This window comes from Amycolatopsis sp. NBC_00345 (assembly GCF_036116635.1).
GTDB lineage: Bacteria > Actinomycetota > Actinomycetes > Mycobacteriales > Pseudonocardiaceae > Amycolatopsis.
The window spans coordinates 3,724,683-3,742,557 of record NZ_CP107995.1; the positions used below are offsets into that span (position 1 = coordinate 3,724,683).

The window sequence follows — 17,875 nt, forward strand, 5'->3', positions numbered from 1 at the left end:
GGTTATGCTGGCTCGACCGCGCCGAGGGGAACCCAGTTGCCGTCAGAATCGCCAGCCGAGAACAAGTCCGAGCAGATCGCCGCCGACATCCGGGACGCGATCCGGAGCGGTCAGCTCCACCGCGGGGTGCTGTACTCCTCGCGCGAGCTCGGCGAACGGTTCGGCGCGTCGCGGACCCCGGTGCGCGAGGCCCTGCTGAGGCTGGCGGACCTGGGCCTGGTGCGGATCGAGCGCAACCGCGGCGCGCGGGTGCTGGGCCCGGACGGGCGCGGGGTCGTCGAACTGTGCAGCCTGCGGTTGCTGCTGGAGCCGCCGGCCTGTCGCAGCGCGGCCGCGGTGATGAGTGCCCGGGACGACGAGCTGCTGGTCGCGGAGTTCGAGATCATGCGTGAGCGCGCCGACGGCGGGGCCGAGTACTTCGCCGCCGACGAGCGTCTCCACGACCTGATCCTGCGGGCGAGCGGGAACCTGCGGCTGGCCAAGTTCGTCGCCGAACTGCGCCAGACGCTCGCGCTCGACGGCCGGCTCAGCGTCCCCCGGTACCAGCCGGTGGAGACCGCGCTGCGGGACCACTGGGACATCATCGAGGCGCTGCGCAAGCGGGACGGCGCGGGCGCCGAGCGCGCGATGCGCAAGCACCTGGTCCGTTCCGCGGACCTGCTGGTGGCCAACACCAGCGACGACGACCGGGCCCTGGTCGCCGAGTGGCGGCGCTGGGTCGACGTCGCCGGCGGCGACAAGGTCGCCTTCTGATCCTCCACCTCAAGGACTCGTGAGTGTTTATGACGGTTAGAACCGTCATAGCCACTCACAAGGCCTGATTTTATTTGCCTACTGGTTGCATGCAACTGAGCGACAGTAGTACGTTACCCGTGCTCAGACTGAAAGGATTCCAGTGACACCACCTACCTACGCGGCTTCAGTGGCCCGCGGGCTGTGGGATTCGGGCGCCGATCTGATCGGCTACGTCCCGTCCGTCAGTGTCGCGCCGGTCATCTCCGCACTCGTCGAGGCCGACGGCGGCGCGGACGGAGTGTCCGGCCGGGTCTTCCCGCTGTCGCGGGAGGAAGAGGCCGTCGGCGTGCTCGGCGCCCTGCCGCTCGCCGGGAAGTTCGGCGCGATCGTCATGCAGGACAACGGGTTCGGCAACGCGCTGACCGCGCTGACGACGTTTTCCACGGCGTACCACCTGCCCCTGCTGATCGTGGCCAACACCCGCGGCGGGCTCGGCGAGTACAACTCGATGATCCACACCCTGAGCCAGCACGTGCCCGCGCTGCTCGACCGGCTCGGCGTGCGCGTGTTCGAGCTCGACCGCCGCAGCGGGCCGCAGGACTGGGCCGACGTGGTCGCCGAAGCCGGCACGCACGCCCGGATGACGTTCCGGCCGGTCGTCGTGCTCGCGCATTTCTGGGCCACCGACGGAAAGGCGGCGTGAAGTGAAGCGCATCGACGCACTCGAAGTCCTGGCCTCGCTGACTGAGGACCTGCCGGTCGTGGTGACCTGCGCGGCGTCGAGCCGAGAGCTCGCCGCCGTCGCCGACCGCCCGAACCACCTGTACCTGCTCGACGCCATGGGGCTCGCCGGGTCCGTCGGCACCGGCCTCGCGCTGGCGCTGGCCGACCGGCCGGTACCGCGGGTGGTGACGATCGAGGGCGACGGGTCGCTCCTGATGAACCCCAACGTGCTGCCCACCGGGGGTTACCTCAGGCCGGGCAAGCTGCTGGTCGTCCTGCTGGACAACGGCGTCTACGGCGCCACCGCCGGCCTGCCCACACACGCCGGCCGGGTGGACCTGGGCGAACTGGCGGCCGCCGCCGGGTGGACGGTCCGGCGCGCGGCCGAGGCGGACGGCCTCCGCGAGGCGTTCGGCGAAGCCCTGTCCCTTGAGGGGCCGGTGTTCCTTCACGTGCGCATCGAGGCCGGCAACGCCCCGGACGTGCCGAAACTGCTGGAAAACCCGGTGGTCCTCGGCCGCCGGTTCCAGGACTGGCTGGCCGCCCGGTGAGCGCCGTGACGACGAGGAATCCCGCCACCGGCGAGGAAATCCGCCGCTATCCGATCACCGCCGACGTCGACGGAGTGCTCGACGGGGCCGTCGCGGCCGTTCGGCGGCGGACGCGCGTGGCCGACCGGCGCGACCGGCTCCGGCTGATGGCGGTCCGGCTGCGGACCGGTTCGCCGGAGTTCGCGCTGCTGATCACGACCGAGATGGGCAAACCACTCGCCCAGGCGCACGCGGAGATCGAGAAATGCGCGCAGGCCTGTGAGTTCTACGCCGACCGGCTGGACGAGCTCACCAGACCACGGCCCGTCGACCTCTCCCCCGACTCCGGTTCGCTGCGGCTACTCCCGCTCGGCGTAGTGCTGGCGATCATGCCGTGGAACTACCCGTTCTGGCAGGTCTTCCGCGCGATGCTGCCCGGAGTGGCAATCGGCAACAGTGTGGTGCTGAAACACGCCGACAACGTCACCGGCAGTGCGTTCGCCGTCCAATCGCTGTTCGACGACGTGTTCGGGCCCGGCGTGCTGAGCGCCGTGGTGCTGCCGCCGGACCGGGTCGGCCCGCTCATCGACGACCCGCGGATCGCCGCGGTCGCGTTCACCGGCAGCAACCGCGTCGGCGCGCTCGTCGGCGCCCGGGCCGGGGCGGTGGCCAAGAAGACCGTGCTGGAGCTGGGCGGGTCCGATCCGTTTGTGGTGCTCGCCGATGCCGACGTCGCCGCGGCCGCCCGCGCCGCGGTCCGGTCCCGCTACCTCAACACCGGTCAGAGCTGCATCGCCGCCAAACGGCTGATCGTCGACGACTCGGTGCGGGACGAGTTCGTCGACACTCTGCTCGGCGAGCTGGGGAACCTGGTCGTCGGGGATCCGCTCGCCCCGGGAACGGACCTCGGCCCGATGGCCCGCGTGGACCTGCGAGACGAGTTGCGCCGCCAGCTCGACGCCACCCTCGCGGAGGGCTCCCGGCTGCTGTACGGCGGCGAGCCGGACGACCGGCCGGGCGCCTGGTTCCCGCCTTCGCTCGTCGAGGTGCCCGGCGCGGACAGCACCGCGTTCCAGCAGGAGACCTTCGGGCCCCTCGGCGCCCTGCTTCCGGTCGGGTCCACGGCGGAGGCGATCGAAACGGCCAACGACTCCCTGTACGGCCTGGGGTGTTCATTGTGGACACAGGACGTCGACGAAGCCCTTACCCTCGCCCAGGAAATCGAAGCGGGATCCGTGTCGGTGAACCGGATCTCCGAGTCCGACCCGCGCGTGCCGGTCGGCGGGGTCAAGGCCAGCGGCCACGGCCGTGAGCTCGGCCTCCACGGCGCGCTCGAGTTCGCGAACCTCCAGACCGTACGCCTCTCTTCGACCACTTCGGAGCTTTCATGACCATCACGAACATCACCGCCCGCGCCGTCGGCATCCCGGTGGACACCCCGACCCGGATGTCCAACCGCGACCTGTCCACCCGCCACTACGTGCTCGTCGACGTCACCGACCACAATGGACGGACCGGCACCGGCTACACCTACGCCGGCACCGCGGGCGCCTTCATCACCAAGGCCGCCGTGGACGACCTCCTCGCCCCGGTGTACCTCGGCGCGGACGAGGACGACATCCACGGGCTCTGGGGCCGGGCCTACCAGGAGACGCTGCTCGCCGGACGCCGCGGCGCGGTGATCCGGGCCCTGTCGGCGATCGACATCGCGTTGTGGGACCTCAAGGCCAAACGCGCCGGCCAGCCGCTCGCCCGGCTGCTCGGCGGCTCGATGGCCCCTCAGCCCGCGTACGCGTCGGGCGGCTACTACCGGCCCGGCGACGGCGAATGGTGCGCGGCGGTGGCCAAGGAGATCGCGTTCAACACCGCGCAGGGCTTCACCGACCACAAGATCAAGGTGGGCGGCCTGTCCGTGGCCGAGGACGCCGAGCGGGTCGGCGCCGCGATCGCCGCCATCGGCCGGGGCGGACGGCTGGCGCTCGACGCCAACAACGCCTACCACACCGTGCGCGAGGCGCAGACCGCCATCGAAGCCTTCGAACGCGCCGCCGGCGACAGTCCACTGTGGTGGTTCGAGGAGCCGCTGTCGCCCGAGGCGATCACCGGGCACGGCGAACTGGCCGCCCGGATCCGCACCCCGGTCGCCACCGGTGAGATCCACCAGACCCGCTGGGAGTTCCGCAGCCTGATCGAGGCCCGCGCCGCCGCCGTCTTCCAGGCCGACGCCGGGGTCGTCGGCGGGGTCAGCGAGTGGCTGCGGGTCGCGCACACCGCGGACAGCTTCGGCCTGCAGATGGCCCCGCACTGGCACGCCAACCTGCACGTCCACCTGACCGCGGCGGTGACCAACACCCTGGTCGTCGAGTTCTTCGCGCTGGAGAAGGGAATCTACAACTTCGAACTGCTGATCACCCCGTCGACCCGGATCAGGTACGGGGACAACCAGCTGTTCGTGCCCGACCGTCCCGGCCTCGGCCTGGACTTCGACCCGGACGCGGTCGCGAAGTTCGAGATCGGCGCCTGAGCGGGCCGGCGGCTCAGACGACGACGAGCGGGAGGAGCACCTGGTCGACCATCTCGGTGATGTCCTTGGTGGTCAGGTCGCGAGGTTCCAGGAGCAGACGTTTGATGACCAACGCGTGCAACACCTCGAGGACCACCGGGGTCAGGTGCTTCGACGACACCTCACCGCGTCGGGCGGCATCGCGCAGCAGCTCGGTGAGCGCGTCGAAGAGCGGGGCCAGGATCTGGGCCTTGAACCGGGCGAGAAGCTCCGGGTAGCGGTGCGCTTCTCCCAGCAGGCTGCGTAATGCCGCGCCCTTGACCCCTTGGTGCGTGCGGGTCATGTAGCGGATGAACCCGATCAGGTCCTTCCTCAGCACGCCGCTCCGCGTGTAACCGGCCGGGTCCATCCCCAGCGTCTCCAGCGCGTCGATCACCAGCGCCGTCGTGTCGGGCCACCGCCGGTACAGCGGGCTCTTGCCGGTACCGGCCCGCTCGGCGACGCTGTCGAAGGTGAGCCGCCCGAACCCGACCTCGGCCAGTTCGGCGACAACAGCGTCGGTGATCGCCTGCTGGACCTCGGCCGCGCCCCGCCGGGTGCGGACGACCCGCTCAGTGGCCTGAACGCCGCCGCTGCTGCGATTAGACATAACACCAGCATACCGGGTGGTAACGGCAGTGCGGTGGTGGCGGCAGTGCTGCGATGGCGGCAGTGTGGCGGCGGCGGCCGCTCACTCGCCGGGCGGGGACCAGGCGATCAGCTCGGCGACGGACTTTCCGCCGCGCAGCCCGTTCAGGATTTCGGCGGGGCCGAACGGGGTGGGGCTCAGGACGTAGCTGTCGCCCCCCGCGTAGAACGCGACCATGTCCTCCTCGGTGTACCCGCTGTCGTAGTACAACTCGACGGTGTTCTTGTCCGGGTCCTCGTAGTACATCGACATCGTCGGGCCGTGGTTGAGGCAGATCGACGGAGTCGTCGAGGAGCCGGCGAGCCGCGCGTGCGTTTCACAGAGCCCCTCCAGCGTCGGGTACTCGAACGCGAAATGGTTCAGCCGGGCAACGGAACCGGCGTCGGCCCCGGGCCGCGTCATGGACGCGGACTTGTCGGTCTCCGCGACATTGAACATGCCGAAGCGATGGTGGCTTTCGTCGATCCGCAGGAAACACGCGCTGTGGTCCGTGGTCTCGACACCGATCGTCGCCTCGAGAACATCGATATACCAGTGCTTCATCACTTCGTAGTTGCTGGTGTTCACAACCAGGTGAGAAAGCTTCGGGGGCGCCATTTCTTTCCTCATCTCGCCAGAAGGCACGTCGACGCGGCGTCTCGGAAACCCGCTGAGCCAGGGTCGGGCGGCGTCGTTGCCCTTGAGGCTAGCCGGAAAACCCGTCACCAGTCAAGGACGGATCTGTCCTTGACCGCTTTCGGATTCGTGGCTACGCTCGATTACGGACCACCCGGATAGCTCTTTTATCCTGCGGCGTCCGGCTTTCTCGCGTCACCAGACATCCCATAGCGACCAGGAGGTCGTCATGTCCCTGTTCCGTCTCGACGCGAGTATCCGGGTCGAAGGCTCGCACAGCCGCGAAATCGCCGACATCGTCGAGCGGGAATGGCGCACCGCCCACCCGCGGTCACCGGTGGTCACGCGGCAGATCGGCGTCGACCCGATCCCGGCGACCGCGTGGTCGGCCGCGGTGAACGCGACTTACGTGCCCGACGGCGAGCGCTCCCCCGAACAACGCGAGGCCGTGAGCTTGGCCGCGGCGGCGGCCGATCAGCTGATCGACGCCGACGCCTTGCTGTTCGCCGTGCCCCTGTACAACTTCGGCGTCTCGCAGCACTTCAAGACCTGGGTGGACCTGGTGATCTGCGATCCGAGGATGACCGCGGGCGTCGAGCCGGCGACCGCGGGCAAGCAGGCGGTGCTGGTGACCGTGCGCGGCGGCAGCTACGCGCAGGGCACACCGCGCGAGGGCTGGGACCACGCCACCGCTTGGATGCGCCGCATCCTCGCCGACGTGTGGAAGCTGGAGCTGAAGGTCGTCGAACTGGAGTTCACCCTGGCCGACGTGAACCCCGCGCTCAAGCCGTTCAAGGAGCTGGCCGGGCAGATCCGCACCGCCGCCGAGCAGACCGCCCGCGAGCACGGCCGCGGCCTCGCCGGCACTGTGCGGGTCTGATCCCGCTCTCGGATTCACGGGAAAGGATAGCCATGTTCGTGCACGCCGGTACTGATTCCCGGCCGCTCCGGGAGCGCCTGGTGGGATCCTGGCGGCTGGTGTCCTATGAGGTGCGTGACGGGGCCGGGGTGCTCGTCGGCTACCTGCTGGGAGACGACGCCGTGGGCTACCTCGTCTACACAGTGGACGGTTTCATGTCCGTCCAGCTGATGCGGCCCGGCCGCACCCGGTATCAGGCCGGCGGGCTCGGCGACGGCACCGACGCCGAGTCCGCCGAAGCCGCCCGTGGCTACGTGGCGTACGCCGGGCCTTATCACGTCGAGGGCGATTCGGTCGTCGTCCACGAGCCGGCAGTGAGCCTGTTCCCGAACTGGCTCCACGCGCCCGCGGCCCGTGAAGTCGCCCTGGCCGAGCCCTACCTCGAACTGACCAACCCGGAAACCCTGCCGTACGGCGGCCGGGAACTCACCGCGGTCCTGCGCTGGGAGCGGTTCGAACCACCGGGTCCGGCCACCTGACCGGTCAGGGACAGGTGGCCGGCGGGCCTAACCCGCGGCCAGCGCCAGGATCTCCTTGTTGGTGTGCGTGTGCACCCCGGGCTCGTCCCGGTGCAGCGAGGCGATCATCGCCTTCGCCACGACCTCGGACCCGACCGGCCGGAAGCGCCGGAGCGGACCCGCCATCACGCGGGCCGCCACGGGTCCGGCCGCGTTCGCGATCCCCTGCCCGGCGCGCTTTTTGGTGCGGTCGCCGAGCAGTGTCCCGGGCTGGAAGATCTCGACGGTGCCGTAGCCGAGGGCCGCGACGTCACGCTCGGTCTCACCCTTGACCCGCAACAGCGAGATCCGCGACCGGGGGTTGGCGCCGACCGCCGAGACGATCGCGAGCCGTTGCGCTCCGGCGTCATGGGCCAGCCGCGCCGCCTCGACCGGATAGTCGTGGTCGACGCGCTGGAACTCCTCCCGGGACGAGTTCATGGTGGTGCCCAGGCAGCAGTAGACGTCGGTGGCCTTGAAGTCCCACTGCTCGGCGAGCCGATCGAAATCGACGACGCGTACGTCCAGCCGCCCCTCGGCTCCGTCGACACCCGTTAGGGGACGGCGGGTCAGTGCGGTGACCTGGCTGTACCGGGTGTCGGCGACGAGCTGGTTCAGGCAATGGCTGCCGACGAGCCCGGTGCCGCCGAGCAGCAGTGCAGTCCGAGACATAGGTGAAGCTCCCCAAAGAATTCGGTCGGCACTCGCGGGTCAAGCCGAGATCAGTCCGCGTCGCAGAGTTTCGGCAGGTCGAGTTCCACCTGGTAGCCGAACGGGACACCGCCCGCCTTGGCCATGATACGGGCCACGACGGCTTGCCCCGCGTCGGTCGACAGCAGACTTCCCGCGACAGCGCCGATTTCCGCCAGTTCACCCGGAAGAGGGATGGCCTGCCGCTTGGTGAGATAGCTCTTGACCGTCGCGACCGCGGCCGGATTGAAGCTCGCGATACGACGGGCCAGCCGATGGACGTAAGCGTCGAGCTCAGTGTCCGGAATGGACCGGTTCACCAAGCCGTACCGCTCCGCGGTGTCAGCGTCGAAATCATCGGAGCTCAGCATGAACTCCATGGCCCGCGCGCGTCCGGCGAGGAGCTGGCTCCATTCGAGCCCGCCGCCACCGGGGAGCGCACCGAAGCCGACCTCGAGCATCGCGATCCGCGCGTTTTCCCTGGCGGCGAACCGCATGTCGGTGCTCAGGGCGAACTCACAGCCGAACCCGCGGGCCCGTCCGCGCAGGAGCGCGATGGTGACCACCGGGCCCGAGCTGAGCCAGTGGCTGAACGCGGGCCACTCCTGATGGATCACCAGGGGCTCGGACACCCCCTCGTCGGAGACGTCGAGGCCCACGTGGTTGATGAAGAACTCCGGATTCGCGCTTTCGAAGACCAGCACGGAGACGCCGTTCGCCGGGTCCTCGGCAAAGGACCGGACCGACTGCAGCCCGCCGAACACCGGGGAATCGACCAGGTTGAAGGGTGGATTGTCGATCACCACCGAAAAGCAGCCCGCGGAAACCTCCCGGAGCCGGACCACGTCGTTCCGGATCAGTGATTCCCCGGCCATACCAGAATTGGTCATGAAACACTCCTCACTTGACGCGCCGGCCGGCGAGGTCCAGGACTTGACTCAGCGCGCCGCTCAGCGCCCCGTGCTCGTCCCCGGCCCGGCCGGCTGAGCGAAAGCCGACGAATCCGTCCGGCCGGACGAGCAGCGCGCCGTCCGGCTCCAAGCCGTAACGCCCCAAGAGCCGCCCGGTCGATTCCTCGACCGGCACGAGGTCGGTGCCCAGGCCGAGCACCTTGACCGGGACGGCCAGTTCGGCGCGAACCTGGTCGGCGGCCCGCACCCAGCCCGCGTTGTCCGGGCCGGTGAAGAGGACGAACCCGCCGTCGTAGACGTCGATCGTCGAAATCCGCTCGCCGTCGAGAGCCACCCAGGAGTGCGGTGCCCGCGCACCCGGCCGGGCGGTCGGCCGGTATTCGGCGACGCCCGACACGAGCGGCTCGGTCCCGTCGGGTACCACTGCCCCGCTGACGTACTGGTATCCGAACTGCTGGCCGTGCGAGGCGAGCTGGTCTCGTTGCGCGGGAATGCCCTCGGCGATCGCGCGGCGCACCGGCTCTCCCGCGTCGGTCTCGATGGCCGAGAGAAGGCTCTTGTCCTGTGTCAGGAACCCGGTCTTCTCCATCTGCCGGGTGTTCTCCATCATCTTGTCGCCGTTGAACTCCGCGACCGGGAGCCGCTCGGCCTCGTACGACTCGAGCAGTCCGTCACCGGCCCCCCAGCGCAGCCTCGCGATCAGTTTCCAGACCAGGTTGTGCGCGTCCTGTATTCCGCTGTTCATCCCGAAGCCGCCATGCGGCGGGAAATGGTGCGCGGCGTCTCCGGCCAGGAAGACCCGCCCCTCGCGCCACTTGTCGGTGACCGCCTGATCGTGGCCCCAGGACCAGATGTGATGAATGGTGAACGGCACGACCGCGCCGATCGCGTCGGCGACTTCCCGCTCACAGCGATCTTGCGTCACCGCGCCGACGTCGGCTCCGGGCGGGATCTCGAAGTTGTAGCGCCACCGGGTGGGACTGTCGCGAATGAACGCTCCCTGCGTGTCGGCGTTGATGATCCAGATGATCGGGGAACGACGGCCGCCGAGAACGGCGTCCAGGTCCGCGTCGAACTGGACGTTGATCGCTGTCCCCAGCGACGCCTCGCCGTGCTCACCGATCCCCAGCGTGCGCCGCGCGACACTGCGGATGCCGTCCGCCCCGATCACGTACTGCGCGACGACGGAATGCCGCGCGCCGGCCTGGTCGGTGTAGGTCGCCGTGACCGAATCGGCGGCGGCGGTGAGCTCGACGACCTCGCAGCCGAGTTCGATCGTCACGCTGTCCAGGCCCGCGGCGACTTCGGCGAGCACCGGCTCGAACATGTGCTGGCCCACGGTCGACATCTGTTCCGGTGACTGCCCGTCGAAGACGCGGGCGGCCTCCTCGTCCGCGCCGAGGACGAGCTCTCCGAGCTCGATCCCGGTCAAGCGGGTCATCCAGGCGATCGTGACCTCGTTGGGCATGCCGGCGGTCAGGGCCTTGACCGGCTCGGCGACCCCCCATTCCCGGAAGATCTCCATCGTCCTCGCGTGCACTCCGTTGGCCTTGGGATAGCGGGAGAACTCAGCCCGCCGTTCCAGCACCAAGCACGTGATGTCCGCGCGGCCGAGGGCCAGCGCGGCGCTCAAGCCGACCGGGCCTCCACCGATGATCAGCACTTCGGGATTGTCGGTCATTTCGGCTTCTCCTCGTCACAACGGTGTGAGATCGGGGCGGCTCTGAGCGCTTATGCCGTTTACTGATCGACGGTGGTGATGAACGAAACTGCGGCGTCCAAGCTTTTCGAAAGGGTGGGGATCTCGAAGTGGTCCGCGCCGTCGAGGGTCACGTGCTCCGCCTTCGGGATCGTCGCGGCCACCAGCTCGGACTGCCCGGCACCGTCCCCGCTGCCGTCGATGACCAGCGCGTCCGCCGTGATCAGGCCCAGGCCTTCGACGGTGACGAACCGCTTGCTCGCGGCGAGGTAGTCCGCGATCGGCTCCGGGTCGTTGCCGGCATCGGCGATCACCGTGCGAAGCAGGTTCACCATGGGATTGTCCGAGGGTTCCGGCGAGCGCAGGCCGTCGATGAGCGGCTGGTTCATGGCCGAGCTGTGCATCCCGCCGGTCAGCACGGCGTCGGCGGCGGCGAGAACGGCGATCCGCTCGAACAGGTCCGGCCGCTCGCTCGCCGCGAGCAGCAATGCCCACGCGCCGGCGGAGAACCCGATGGCGTCGACCGAACCGTGCTTGGCGGCCTCGTCGAGGAGGAGGTCGGCGGCGTCGCGCTCCGCCGCGTCTTTCGAGGCCCCATGGCCGGGCAGGTCCACACCGATCACGGTCCGGCCGGCTGCTTCCAGTTTGCCGACCCAGCCGTTCCGCCGCCACAGCGAGTCGAAGTTCGACCCCATGCCGTTGATGAGAATCACCGGCCGGTCCTGGGCCGCACTGACTGGGCTTGAGTCGCTCATTGCCTGTTCTCCTTGTCACGGTTACGGGAAAGATCGCTCATGGCAGCCGGCATCGGCTACCGGCCGAGCGCGAAGGGACGCTGTCCGACTCGCGTCCGGCTGGGCGAAGCGGTGGCCAGGAGCGGTCTAGTCAACCCGGGATCCACGATCGACCCTGACGAGATAGTATTTGCCAAGATAGTATTTGTCAAGATCAGTCCGATGAGGACAGATCGGACGGGAGCGGCAACAGCCAGGCCTGCGCCGGAGAATTACCGGCGAGCCGCGACCGTAGCGCGGACATTGGGTACGATGCGGGGATGGAAGGCTCCGAACATCCGCTGCACGGCGACGTCAATTGGCTGCTGAATCGCGCTTGGCTCGGATTCGGCCAGAGCAAGTCCGCCGCGCTGGAGGCGACCGGGGTGACACTCAAGGAACACTTCGTGATGGTCGCGCTGATGTCCTCGCCGATGACCCAGCTGGAGCTGTCCACCCTCGTCAAGATCGACAAATCCGTCATCTCCGCGACCCTCGACTCCCTCGAGGCCAAGGGGCTGGTCGTCCGGACCCCCGATCCGCGGGACCGGCGGGCCCGCCGGCCGACCCTTACCGCGCAAGGGCGGAAGCTCTGCCGGCGGGCGACGACCGCGACGCAGAAGGCCGAGCAGGATCTCCTCGGCCAGGTCGATCCGGCCCAGCGGCAGGCTTTCCTCGACGTACTCCGGCATTACGCCTTCTCCGAGTTCGCCGACGCTCCAGGATTCACGCGAGACCTGCAGAAGTAGGCAGTTCCCGGCTCACCGGCGGCCTGAACGCCTCGGCCGGCCCGGTAAGCCCCGGCCCTAGCCGCGAGCCGGAACCCCGTCAAGGACTGTTTGGTCCTTAGCGCGTGCGGCGGCGGTGTGCACGCCGTGATCGACACAGCCGCCGGAACCGGCGATCGAGGGTCACCGCGCGATAGAGTTGGCCGGTGGTTTCCAACGGACGTTCCAGCGATCCCCCGGCCGGTGCCGGCGTCCGGCGAGCGCGCGGCACGATGCGCCTGGGCGCGCTGGCCCAGCAGGAGATCAAGGCCCGGCTGCTCGAAGGCGTCTACACCGCCGGGCAGAAGCTGTCGGTGGAGGATCTCAGCGCCGAGTTCGAGGTCAGCAGGCAGCCGATCATGGAGGCGCTGCGGGTGCTGTCCGCGGACGGGCTGGTCACCATCATCCCGCAGGTCGGCTGCCGGGTGGCCAGCTACGGCGCGCAGGAGGTGCGCGACTTCTTCGCCTTGTTCGCCGGGATGGAGGGCGCCGTCGCCGCGCTCGCCGCGACCCGGCGCACCGACCCGGGCCTGCGGGCCCTGAACGAGATCTCGGCCCGCATCGGGGCACTCGTCGACGAGGCGGACCCGGTCGAGCGGGCCCACGTCTACCGCATCCGCAATCGCGAGTTCCACGCGCAGATCCACGCGATGGCCGATTCCGCCATCATCGCGGACCTGAGCCAGCGCATGTGGGACCTCAGCGACTTCCTGATCAACACCGCGGAGCTGACCCAGCCGTTGCACAGCGTCGCCCACCGCCACCTCGACCACGAGAGCATCCGGCGGGCCCTGCAGGCCAAGGACGGCGAGCTGGCGCGGCGCACCATGGAGGAGCACATCATGGCCAACGTCGTCGAGCCGCGCTGACTCCCTACCCGGGGGTCACGCCGCTGCCCACCTCGCCGCTGCCCATCTCACCGCGGAGGCCGGCCGCCGCGGCCCGCACCGACTCGACGATGCTCTGGTAACCCGTGCAGCGGCAGAGGTTTCCGGCCAGTGCCTCCCGGATCGCGGTGTCGGCCGGGTCGGCGTCGCGGGCCAGCAGCCAGCGCGTGGCGAAGATCTGGCCAGGCAGGCAGAAACCGCACTGAAAGCCGTCGTGGTCCCAGAAGGCCTGCTGCACCGGGTCCAGCTCACCGCCCTGCGCGACGCCCTCCAGGGTGGTGATCTCGGCGCCCTCCGCCGCGGCCGCCAGCACCAGGCAGGACTTGACGGGCTGCCCGTCCAGCTCGACCGTGCACGCGCCGCAGTCGCCGTTCAGGCATCCGGCGTGGGTGCCCTTGAGCCGGAGCTGCTCGCGAAGCACCTCGACCAGCAGGTGCCGGTCTTCGCACCGGACCCGGCGGGCCCGGCCGTTCACCGTCATCGCCACGTCCCGCTCCGGAACGGGTTCGCTCGCCGGTTCGGTCATCGGTTCTCCTCGTGGGCTCGGTGCAGGGCGCGGCGCAGCACGGCCCCGGCCACCATGCGGCGGTAACCGCCCGGGGCCAGCTCGTCCTCCCAGGGTTCGCCGATCCGCGCGGCGACCCACTCGTCGACGTCGGCGTCGCCCGGGAGCCGGCCGGCGTCGTCGAGTACCGGGGCCAGGTCGAGCTTGATCGGCCGGGTGCTGATCGCCCCGAGCGTGACCACGGCGCCCCGGTACCCGGGAGCGTGGTCCGCGGCACCCGCGGGCGGCAGCACGGCGGCGGCCGTGGCGATGGGCCAGCTGCCCTCGGCGAGCTTGAGCTTGCAGTAGCCGAGCCGGGCCGGCCGCGCCGCCACGGTGACTCCGGTCAGCAGCTCGCCGCGGCGCAGGTCCACTTTGTAGGCGTCGAGGAAAAACGCGGCCGCCGGGGCGGTGCGGGCCCCGCCCGGTCCGTGCAGGTGCATCGTCGCGTCCAGCGCGACCAGCGCCGCGGGGACCTCGGTGGACGGGTTGGCGTAGGCGGCGGAGCCACAGACCGTGCCCTGGCACCGGATCTGCGGGCCGCCGGTGATGCCGCCGGCCACCCGTTGCAGCAGCTGCGCCGTGCCGGGAAACGCCGGTGCGGCAAGGAGGTTCGCGTAGGTGGCCCTGGCGCCGACGCGGACGCGGCCGTCCGTGACCGTCGCGGTGCCGAGACCGAGCCGGCGCAGGTCGATCACGTGGTCGAGGTCGAGCTCCCCCCGCGTCAGGCGGGGCACCAGCATGGTGCCGCCGCCGAGCACGGCCGCGCGCTCGGCGTGGGAGTCGAGGAGTGCGACGGCCTCGGCCAGCTCGGTGGGGGCATGGTGGCGCAACGCCGTCCGGATCATGATCGCGCTCCCGTGCCGGTGCCCGCCTTGATCGCGCGCAGCAACCGCGGCGCGCTGAGCGGCATGTGGTGGACGTGCACGCCCAGCGGCAGCAGCGCGTCGTTGACCGCGTTCGCGACCGCGGCGAGGGCGCCGCCCACACCGCTCTCCCCCGCCCCCTTCATGCCGAACATCGAGAACGGCGAAGGCGTTTCGCGGCTCACGGTCTCGATCAGCGGCAGGTCGGTGGAGCGCGGCAGGAGGTAGCGCTTGAGGGTGTCGCTGCGGAGCCTCCCGTCGGCGCCGTAGACCGACTCCTCCCACAGCGCGCCACCGATCCCCATCACGATCGCGCCGAGGAACTGGCCCCGCACGAGCAGGGGGTTCACGACCGTCCCGCAGTCGTGCAGGCCCACGAACGACAGCAGCGTGACCTGCCCGGTCTCACGGTCCACCTCGGCCGACACGACGTGCGCGGAGTGCGAGTAGGAGGGATAGACGGACACGCGGCCCAGCTCGTCGGGGACCAGGTGGATGTTCTCCGGCGTGTAGGTCCGCGTCGACTCCAGCTGCCGATCGGTGATGCCCAGCCCGGCGCCGCCCAGCGTCATCACGGCATTGACCACCACCGGCAACGGCAGCCGCTCGCCGGTGGTGGTGTCGACGACCTGCCCGTCGGCGAAAGCGCAGGCTTCCGGCTCGGTCTTCAGCAGCGACGAACCCGCCTGGGCCAAGGTGGCGCGGAGGTCGCGCGCGGCGAGCACGGCGGCGGCCCCGCCCACGGTCAGCGACCGGCTGCTGAAGTTGCCGTAGCCGTAGGGGCACAGGTCCGTGTCGCCCTGCTTGACACGGACGTCGTCCACGCCGACGCCCAGCTCGGCGGCCACCAGCTGGGCGATGCCCGTCTCGTTGCCGCTCCCCGGGCTGGTGACGCCGGTGAGCACGGTGACCCGGCCCGACCGGTCCACGCGCACGGTGGCCGTGTCGTGCCCGCGGACCAGGGAGCCGGCCAGGTCGGCGCCTTCCGGGGCGAGTTCGAACGCGATCCCGACGCCGGACAGCCGCCCCTCGGCCCGCGCGGACGTGCGACGGGCCCGCAGCGCCGGATAGTCGGCGGCCTGGAGGACCTGGTCGAGCGCGGCGTGATAGTCACCGCCGTCGATGTGCTTGGTGGCCGTCCAGTACGGCATCTCCGCGACGGGGATGAGGTTGCGCCGCCGCACTTCCGCCGGGTCGAGGTCCAGGCGCTGCGCGACCAGGTCGACGACCCGTTCCAGCAGCAGTGCCGCCGACTCCTTGCCGTATCCGCGAGCACCGTTCCACGGCGCCTTGTGGGTGGCCACCGGCACCATCTCGACGTCGTAGTCGTCGATCCTGTACGGGCCCGGCAGGGTGAGCCCGGCGACGAACGCCTGCGCCCAGCCGCCGCTCGGGCCCAGCGCGCCGACGTTGGCCAGGATCCGGTCCTTGAAGGCCAGGATCCTGCCGGTGCCGTCGAAGCCGGCCTCGAAGCGGTGCACGTACTCCCGGGCGCCGACCAGCAGCGACTCCTCGCGGCTTTCCAGCCACTTCACCGGCGCACCGGCCCGGCGGGCGAGCAGTGCCAGCAACGATTCCTCGGGACAGCTGTGGAACTTGTGGCCGAACCCGCCGCCGAGGCGCGTGGCCACCACCTGCACGTCGCTCTCGGCCATGCCGAGCACCTGCGCGAGGTGCGAGCGCAGCGGGTGGGGGTTCTGCGTGGAGGCGTACAGGGTGAGGCGGCGGCCGGCCGGCCACGTCGCCACGTATCCGCGCGTCTCCATCGGGGTGGTCTGGTAGCGCTGGATGAAGATCTCGCCCGAGAGCGTGTGCGGGGCCGCTGCCAGCTTCGCCGTGGCGTCGCCCTCGGCGAACGGCAGCCGGCAGACCGCGTTGTCCGCCCAGCCGTCGAAGACCACCGGGGCATCCGCCGCCATCGCCGCGTCGGTGTCCAGCACGAAAGGCAGCGGCTCGTAGTCGACCGCGATGGCGCGCATCGCCGCCTGCGCCTCGTGCAGGCTGTCGGCGACGACGGCCGCGACCGGTTCGCCCACGTAGTGCACGGCGTCCACGGCGAGCGGGTGGAAGTCCGTGGTAGCGCCGCCGACCATGGCCGGGTTGTAGAAATGCGGGAGGGGTTCGGTGACCTTCGCGGCCTCGGCGCCGGTCAGCACCACCCGGACGCCAGGGCGCGCCGCCGCGGCGGTGGTGTCCACGCGCAGAATTCGCGCCGCGGGGTGCGGGCTGCGCAGCAACGCGGCGTGCAGTACCCCGCCGGGAAACTCGATGTCGTCGAGGTAGCCGCCCTTCCCGGTGAGGACGAGGTCGCCGTCCTTGCGGCGGACCGAGCGGCCGACGAGTGATCCGGCGGTGGTGGCGGGGCCAGGTTCGGTGAGGGTCATTTCCTGCTCATTCCAGCGTCGTTGCTGACGGTGCCCGGCTCGAAGCCATCCCCATGCCGGTGATCCAGTCCGGGACGGGCTCGTAGGCCGTCCACTCCAGCGGGCAGCCCCACGCCGCGGCCGCGGCCGCCCAGGTCCGTACCTCCAAGGCCCCGGGCCCGGCCAGGCCTTCGACGTCTTCCGCGTCGAGCCGGCCGAGCACGGCCGGGTCGAGGGAGATCCGCTCGAGCAGCGCCCGGTCCCACTCCGCGTTGACCCGGCCCGTCGATTCGCCCGCGGCGAGCGCCTGGGCCCGCGCCTCCCGGATCGGTTCCAGCTCGGCCACCCGCGGGCGGCCGTGGATGAGGAAGTCGCGCCACTCGGGGGTGATCGAGGGGTCCTCCGCCGAGATCGAGGCCGGCCAGTGCGACAGTCCCCCGGAGCCGACGAGGAGCACGCGGGCCGCGGTGGCGGCACCCCGGATCGCTTCCCCGACGGCGTGCCCGAAGCCGGCGCAGCGCCGGAAGCTCGGCAGGGGCGGGCAGCCCGAGTTCACCACGATCGGCACGATCGGGACGTCCAGTGCCGGGAACAGCTTGGCGTAGACCTGGGTCAGCCCGTGGTCGATGCCCAGGTCGAGGGAGACCGCCGGATCGAACCCCCGCGCGGTCACCCCCTCGAAGATCTCCCGGGCGAGCGGCCCGGCCCGCGGCAGGTCACCGCGCGGGGTCCGGTAGTCGCCCACCCCGCGCACACTCCCGATCCCGATGCAGAACGGCGGCATGCAGTCGTAGAAGAGGTTGCGCGCGTGGTCGGGCCCGAAGACCACGACGACGTCGGGCGCGAGCCCGGTCGCGACCGCGCGGAGCCGCTCGGCCGATTCGGTGAAGTGTCCGCCGGGCTCCTCGGGGGTGCCGGCCGGGGCGAGGTTCCAGAACGGCGAATGCGACAGGTTCACACAGCCGGCGACGGTGGCCATCCGGTGCTCCTAATCGGTAGTGGGGGTAGTTCTTCCGGCTCGTGACCGGGTCGGTTGGTGCTGGTTCACCGGTAGGCGACGCCTGGGGGTTCCGGTCGTTCGACGACTTAGGAAAGAACGGCGCGTCTGCCGGTGAACCGGTGATCGTGGTGGTGGGATGTCGTTGCTCGAGTCCGCCGCAGGAGG

Annotated in this window: 19 protein-coding genes; 9 read left to right on the forward strand and 10 right to left on the reverse strand. The window is 70.4% G+C overall.

The annotated features are described in order from the left end of the window. Nucleotides 1-36: 36 nt before the first annotated feature. From OG943_RS16365 to OG943_RS16385, 5 genes are all read left to right on the forward strand, one after another. Nucleotides 37-753: a GntR family transcriptional regulator gene (locus OG943_RS16365; protein ID WP_328610625.1), complete on the forward strand. Its 717-nt coding sequence runs from the start codon at nt 37-39 to the stop codon at nt 751-753. Nucleotides 754-895: 142 nt separating this feature from the next. Then, complete coding sequence (locus OG943_RS16370; protein ID WP_328610626.1) at nt 896-1,438, forward strand: thiamine pyrophosphate-binding protein; 543 nt, start codon at nt 896-898, stop codon at nt 1,436-1,438. A 1-nt stretch (nt 1,439) separates the two neighbouring features. Then, a complete protein-coding gene (locus OG943_RS16375) occupies nt 1,440-2,009 on the forward strand; it encodes a thiamine pyrophosphate-dependent enzyme (protein WP_328610627.1) in 570 nt (189 codons plus the stop codon). A 5-nt stretch (nt 2,010-2,014) separates the two neighbouring features. Next, a complete protein-coding gene (locus OG943_RS16380; protein WP_328610628.1) occupies nt 2,015-3,379 on the forward strand; it encodes an aldehyde dehydrogenase family protein in 1,365 nt (454 codons plus the stop codon). Then, complete coding sequence (locus OG943_RS16385; protein ID WP_328610629.1) at nt 3,376-4,512, forward strand: mandelate racemase/muconate lactonizing enzyme family protein; 1,137 nt, start codon at nt 3,376-3,378, stop codon at nt 4,510-4,512. The genes OG943_RS16380 and OG943_RS16385 overlap by 4 nt, the downstream gene beginning before the upstream one ends. A gap of 13 nt (nt 4,513-4,525) precedes the next feature. Here OG943_RS16385 and OG943_RS16390 read toward each other — a convergent pair whose 3' ends face one another. Both OG943_RS16390 and OG943_RS16395 read right to left on the reverse strand, forming a co-directional pair. Further along, nucleotides 4,526-5,140 carry a TetR/AcrR family transcriptional regulator gene (locus OG943_RS16390; protein ID WP_328610630.1) on the reverse strand — a complete coding sequence of 205 codons (615 nt, stop codon included), beginning with the start codon at nt 5,138-5,140 and terminating at the stop codon, nt 4,526-4,528. A gap of 81 nt (nt 5,141-5,221) precedes the next feature. Continuing rightward, nucleotides 5,222-5,788, reverse strand: coding sequence for a VOC family protein (locus OG943_RS16395; protein ID WP_328612082.1), 567 nt, complete (start codon nt 5,786-5,788; stop codon nt 5,222-5,224). 235 nt (nt 5,789-6,023) lie between these two features. Between OG943_RS16395 and OG943_RS16400 the strand changes: the two genes are divergently transcribed. Together OG943_RS16400 and OG943_RS16405 are read left to right on the forward strand one after the other, a co-directional pair. Beyond that, on the forward strand, nt 6,024-6,674 hold the full coding sequence (locus tag OG943_RS16400) for an FMN-dependent NADH-azoreductase (RefSeq protein WP_328610631.1): 651 nt from the start codon (nt 6,024-6,026) through the stop codon (nt 6,672-6,674). An 80-nt stretch (nt 6,675-6,754) separates the two neighbouring features. Beyond that, nucleotides 6,755-7,192, forward strand: coding sequence for a lipocalin-like domain-containing protein (locus OG943_RS16405; protein ID WP_328610632.1), 438 nt, complete (start codon nt 6,755-6,757; stop codon nt 7,190-7,192). A gap of 27 nt (nt 7,193-7,219) precedes the next feature. On the opposite strand, the gene OG943_RS16410 is transcribed toward OG943_RS16405, so the two are convergent. The 4 genes from OG943_RS16410 to OG943_RS16425 are packed head-to-tail and all read right to left on the reverse strand — an operon-like array spanning nt 7,220 to nt 11,265. Further along, nucleotides 7,220-7,882, reverse strand: coding sequence for an NAD(P)H-binding protein (locus tag OG943_RS16410; RefSeq protein WP_328610633.1), 663 nt, complete (start codon nt 7,880-7,882; stop codon nt 7,220-7,222). 50 nt (nt 7,883-7,932) lie between these two features. Further along, nucleotides 7,933-8,790, reverse strand: a complete 858-nt coding sequence (locus OG943_RS16415; RefSeq protein WP_328610634.1) for an enoyl-CoA hydratase/isomerase family protein — start codon at nt 8,788-8,790, stop codon at nt 7,933-7,935. Between the two features lie 10 nt (nt 8,791-8,800). Continuing rightward, the gene (locus tag OG943_RS16420; protein ID WP_328610635.1) at nt 8,801-10,492 is read right to left on the reverse strand and encodes an FAD-dependent monooxygenase; all 1,692 of its coding nucleotides are present in this window, start codon (nt 10,490-10,492) and stop codon (nt 8,801-8,803) included. A 59-nt stretch (nt 10,493-10,551) separates the two neighbouring features. Then, on the reverse strand, nt 10,552-11,265 hold the full coding sequence (locus OG943_RS16425; RefSeq protein WP_328610636.1) for an alpha/beta fold hydrolase: 714 nt from the start codon (nt 11,263-11,265) through the stop codon (nt 10,552-10,554). Nucleotides 11,266-11,564: 299 nt separating this feature from the next. On the opposite strand from OG943_RS16425, the gene OG943_RS16430 reads away from it, so the two are divergent. Both OG943_RS16430 and OG943_RS16435 read left to right on the forward strand, forming a co-directional pair. Continuing rightward, nucleotides 11,565-12,032: a MarR family winged helix-turn-helix transcriptional regulator gene (locus tag OG943_RS16430; RefSeq protein WP_328610637.1), complete on the forward strand. Its 468-nt coding sequence runs from the start codon at nt 11,565-11,567 to the stop codon at nt 12,030-12,032. A 185-nt stretch (nt 12,033-12,217) separates the two neighbouring features. Then, on the forward strand, nt 12,218-12,919 hold the full coding sequence (locus OG943_RS16435) for a GntR family transcriptional regulator (RefSeq protein ID WP_328610638.1): 702 nt from the start codon (nt 12,218-12,220) through the stop codon (nt 12,917-12,919). A 4-nt stretch (nt 12,920-12,923) separates the two neighbouring features. Here OG943_RS16435 and OG943_RS16440 read toward each other — a convergent pair whose 3' ends face one another. From OG943_RS16440 to OG943_RS16455, 4 genes are read right to left on the reverse strand one after another with little or no spacing between them, the layout of a single operon-like run. After that, nucleotides 12,924-13,463 (reverse strand): (2Fe-2S)-binding protein, encoded by a 540-nt coding sequence (locus tag OG943_RS16440; protein ID WP_328610639.1) that lies wholly within the window; start codon nt 13,461-13,463, stop codon nt 12,924-12,926. Further along, nucleotides 13,460-14,329 carry an FAD binding domain-containing protein gene (locus OG943_RS16445; protein ID WP_328610640.1) on the reverse strand — a complete coding sequence of 290 codons (870 nt, stop codon included), beginning with the start codon at nt 14,327-14,329 and terminating at the stop codon, nt 13,460-13,462. The genes OG943_RS16440 and OG943_RS16445 overlap by 4 nt, the downstream gene beginning before the upstream one ends. Next, the gene (locus OG943_RS16450; protein ID WP_328610641.1) at nt 14,326-16,731 is read right to left on the reverse strand and encodes a xanthine dehydrogenase family protein molybdopterin-binding subunit; all 2,406 of its coding nucleotides are present in this window, start codon (nt 16,729-16,731) and stop codon (nt 14,326-14,328) included. Before OG943_RS16450 ends, OG943_RS16445 begins: the two co-directional genes overlap by 4 nt. Nucleotides 16,732-16,738: 7 nt before the next feature. Continuing rightward, the gene (locus tag OG943_RS16455; protein WP_328610642.1) at nt 16,739-17,689 is read right to left on the reverse strand and encodes a 2,3-dihydroxyphenylpropionate 1,2-dioxygenase; all 951 of its coding nucleotides are present in this window, start codon (nt 17,687-17,689) and stop codon (nt 16,739-16,741) included. Nucleotides 17,690-17,875 lie beyond the last annotated feature (186 nt).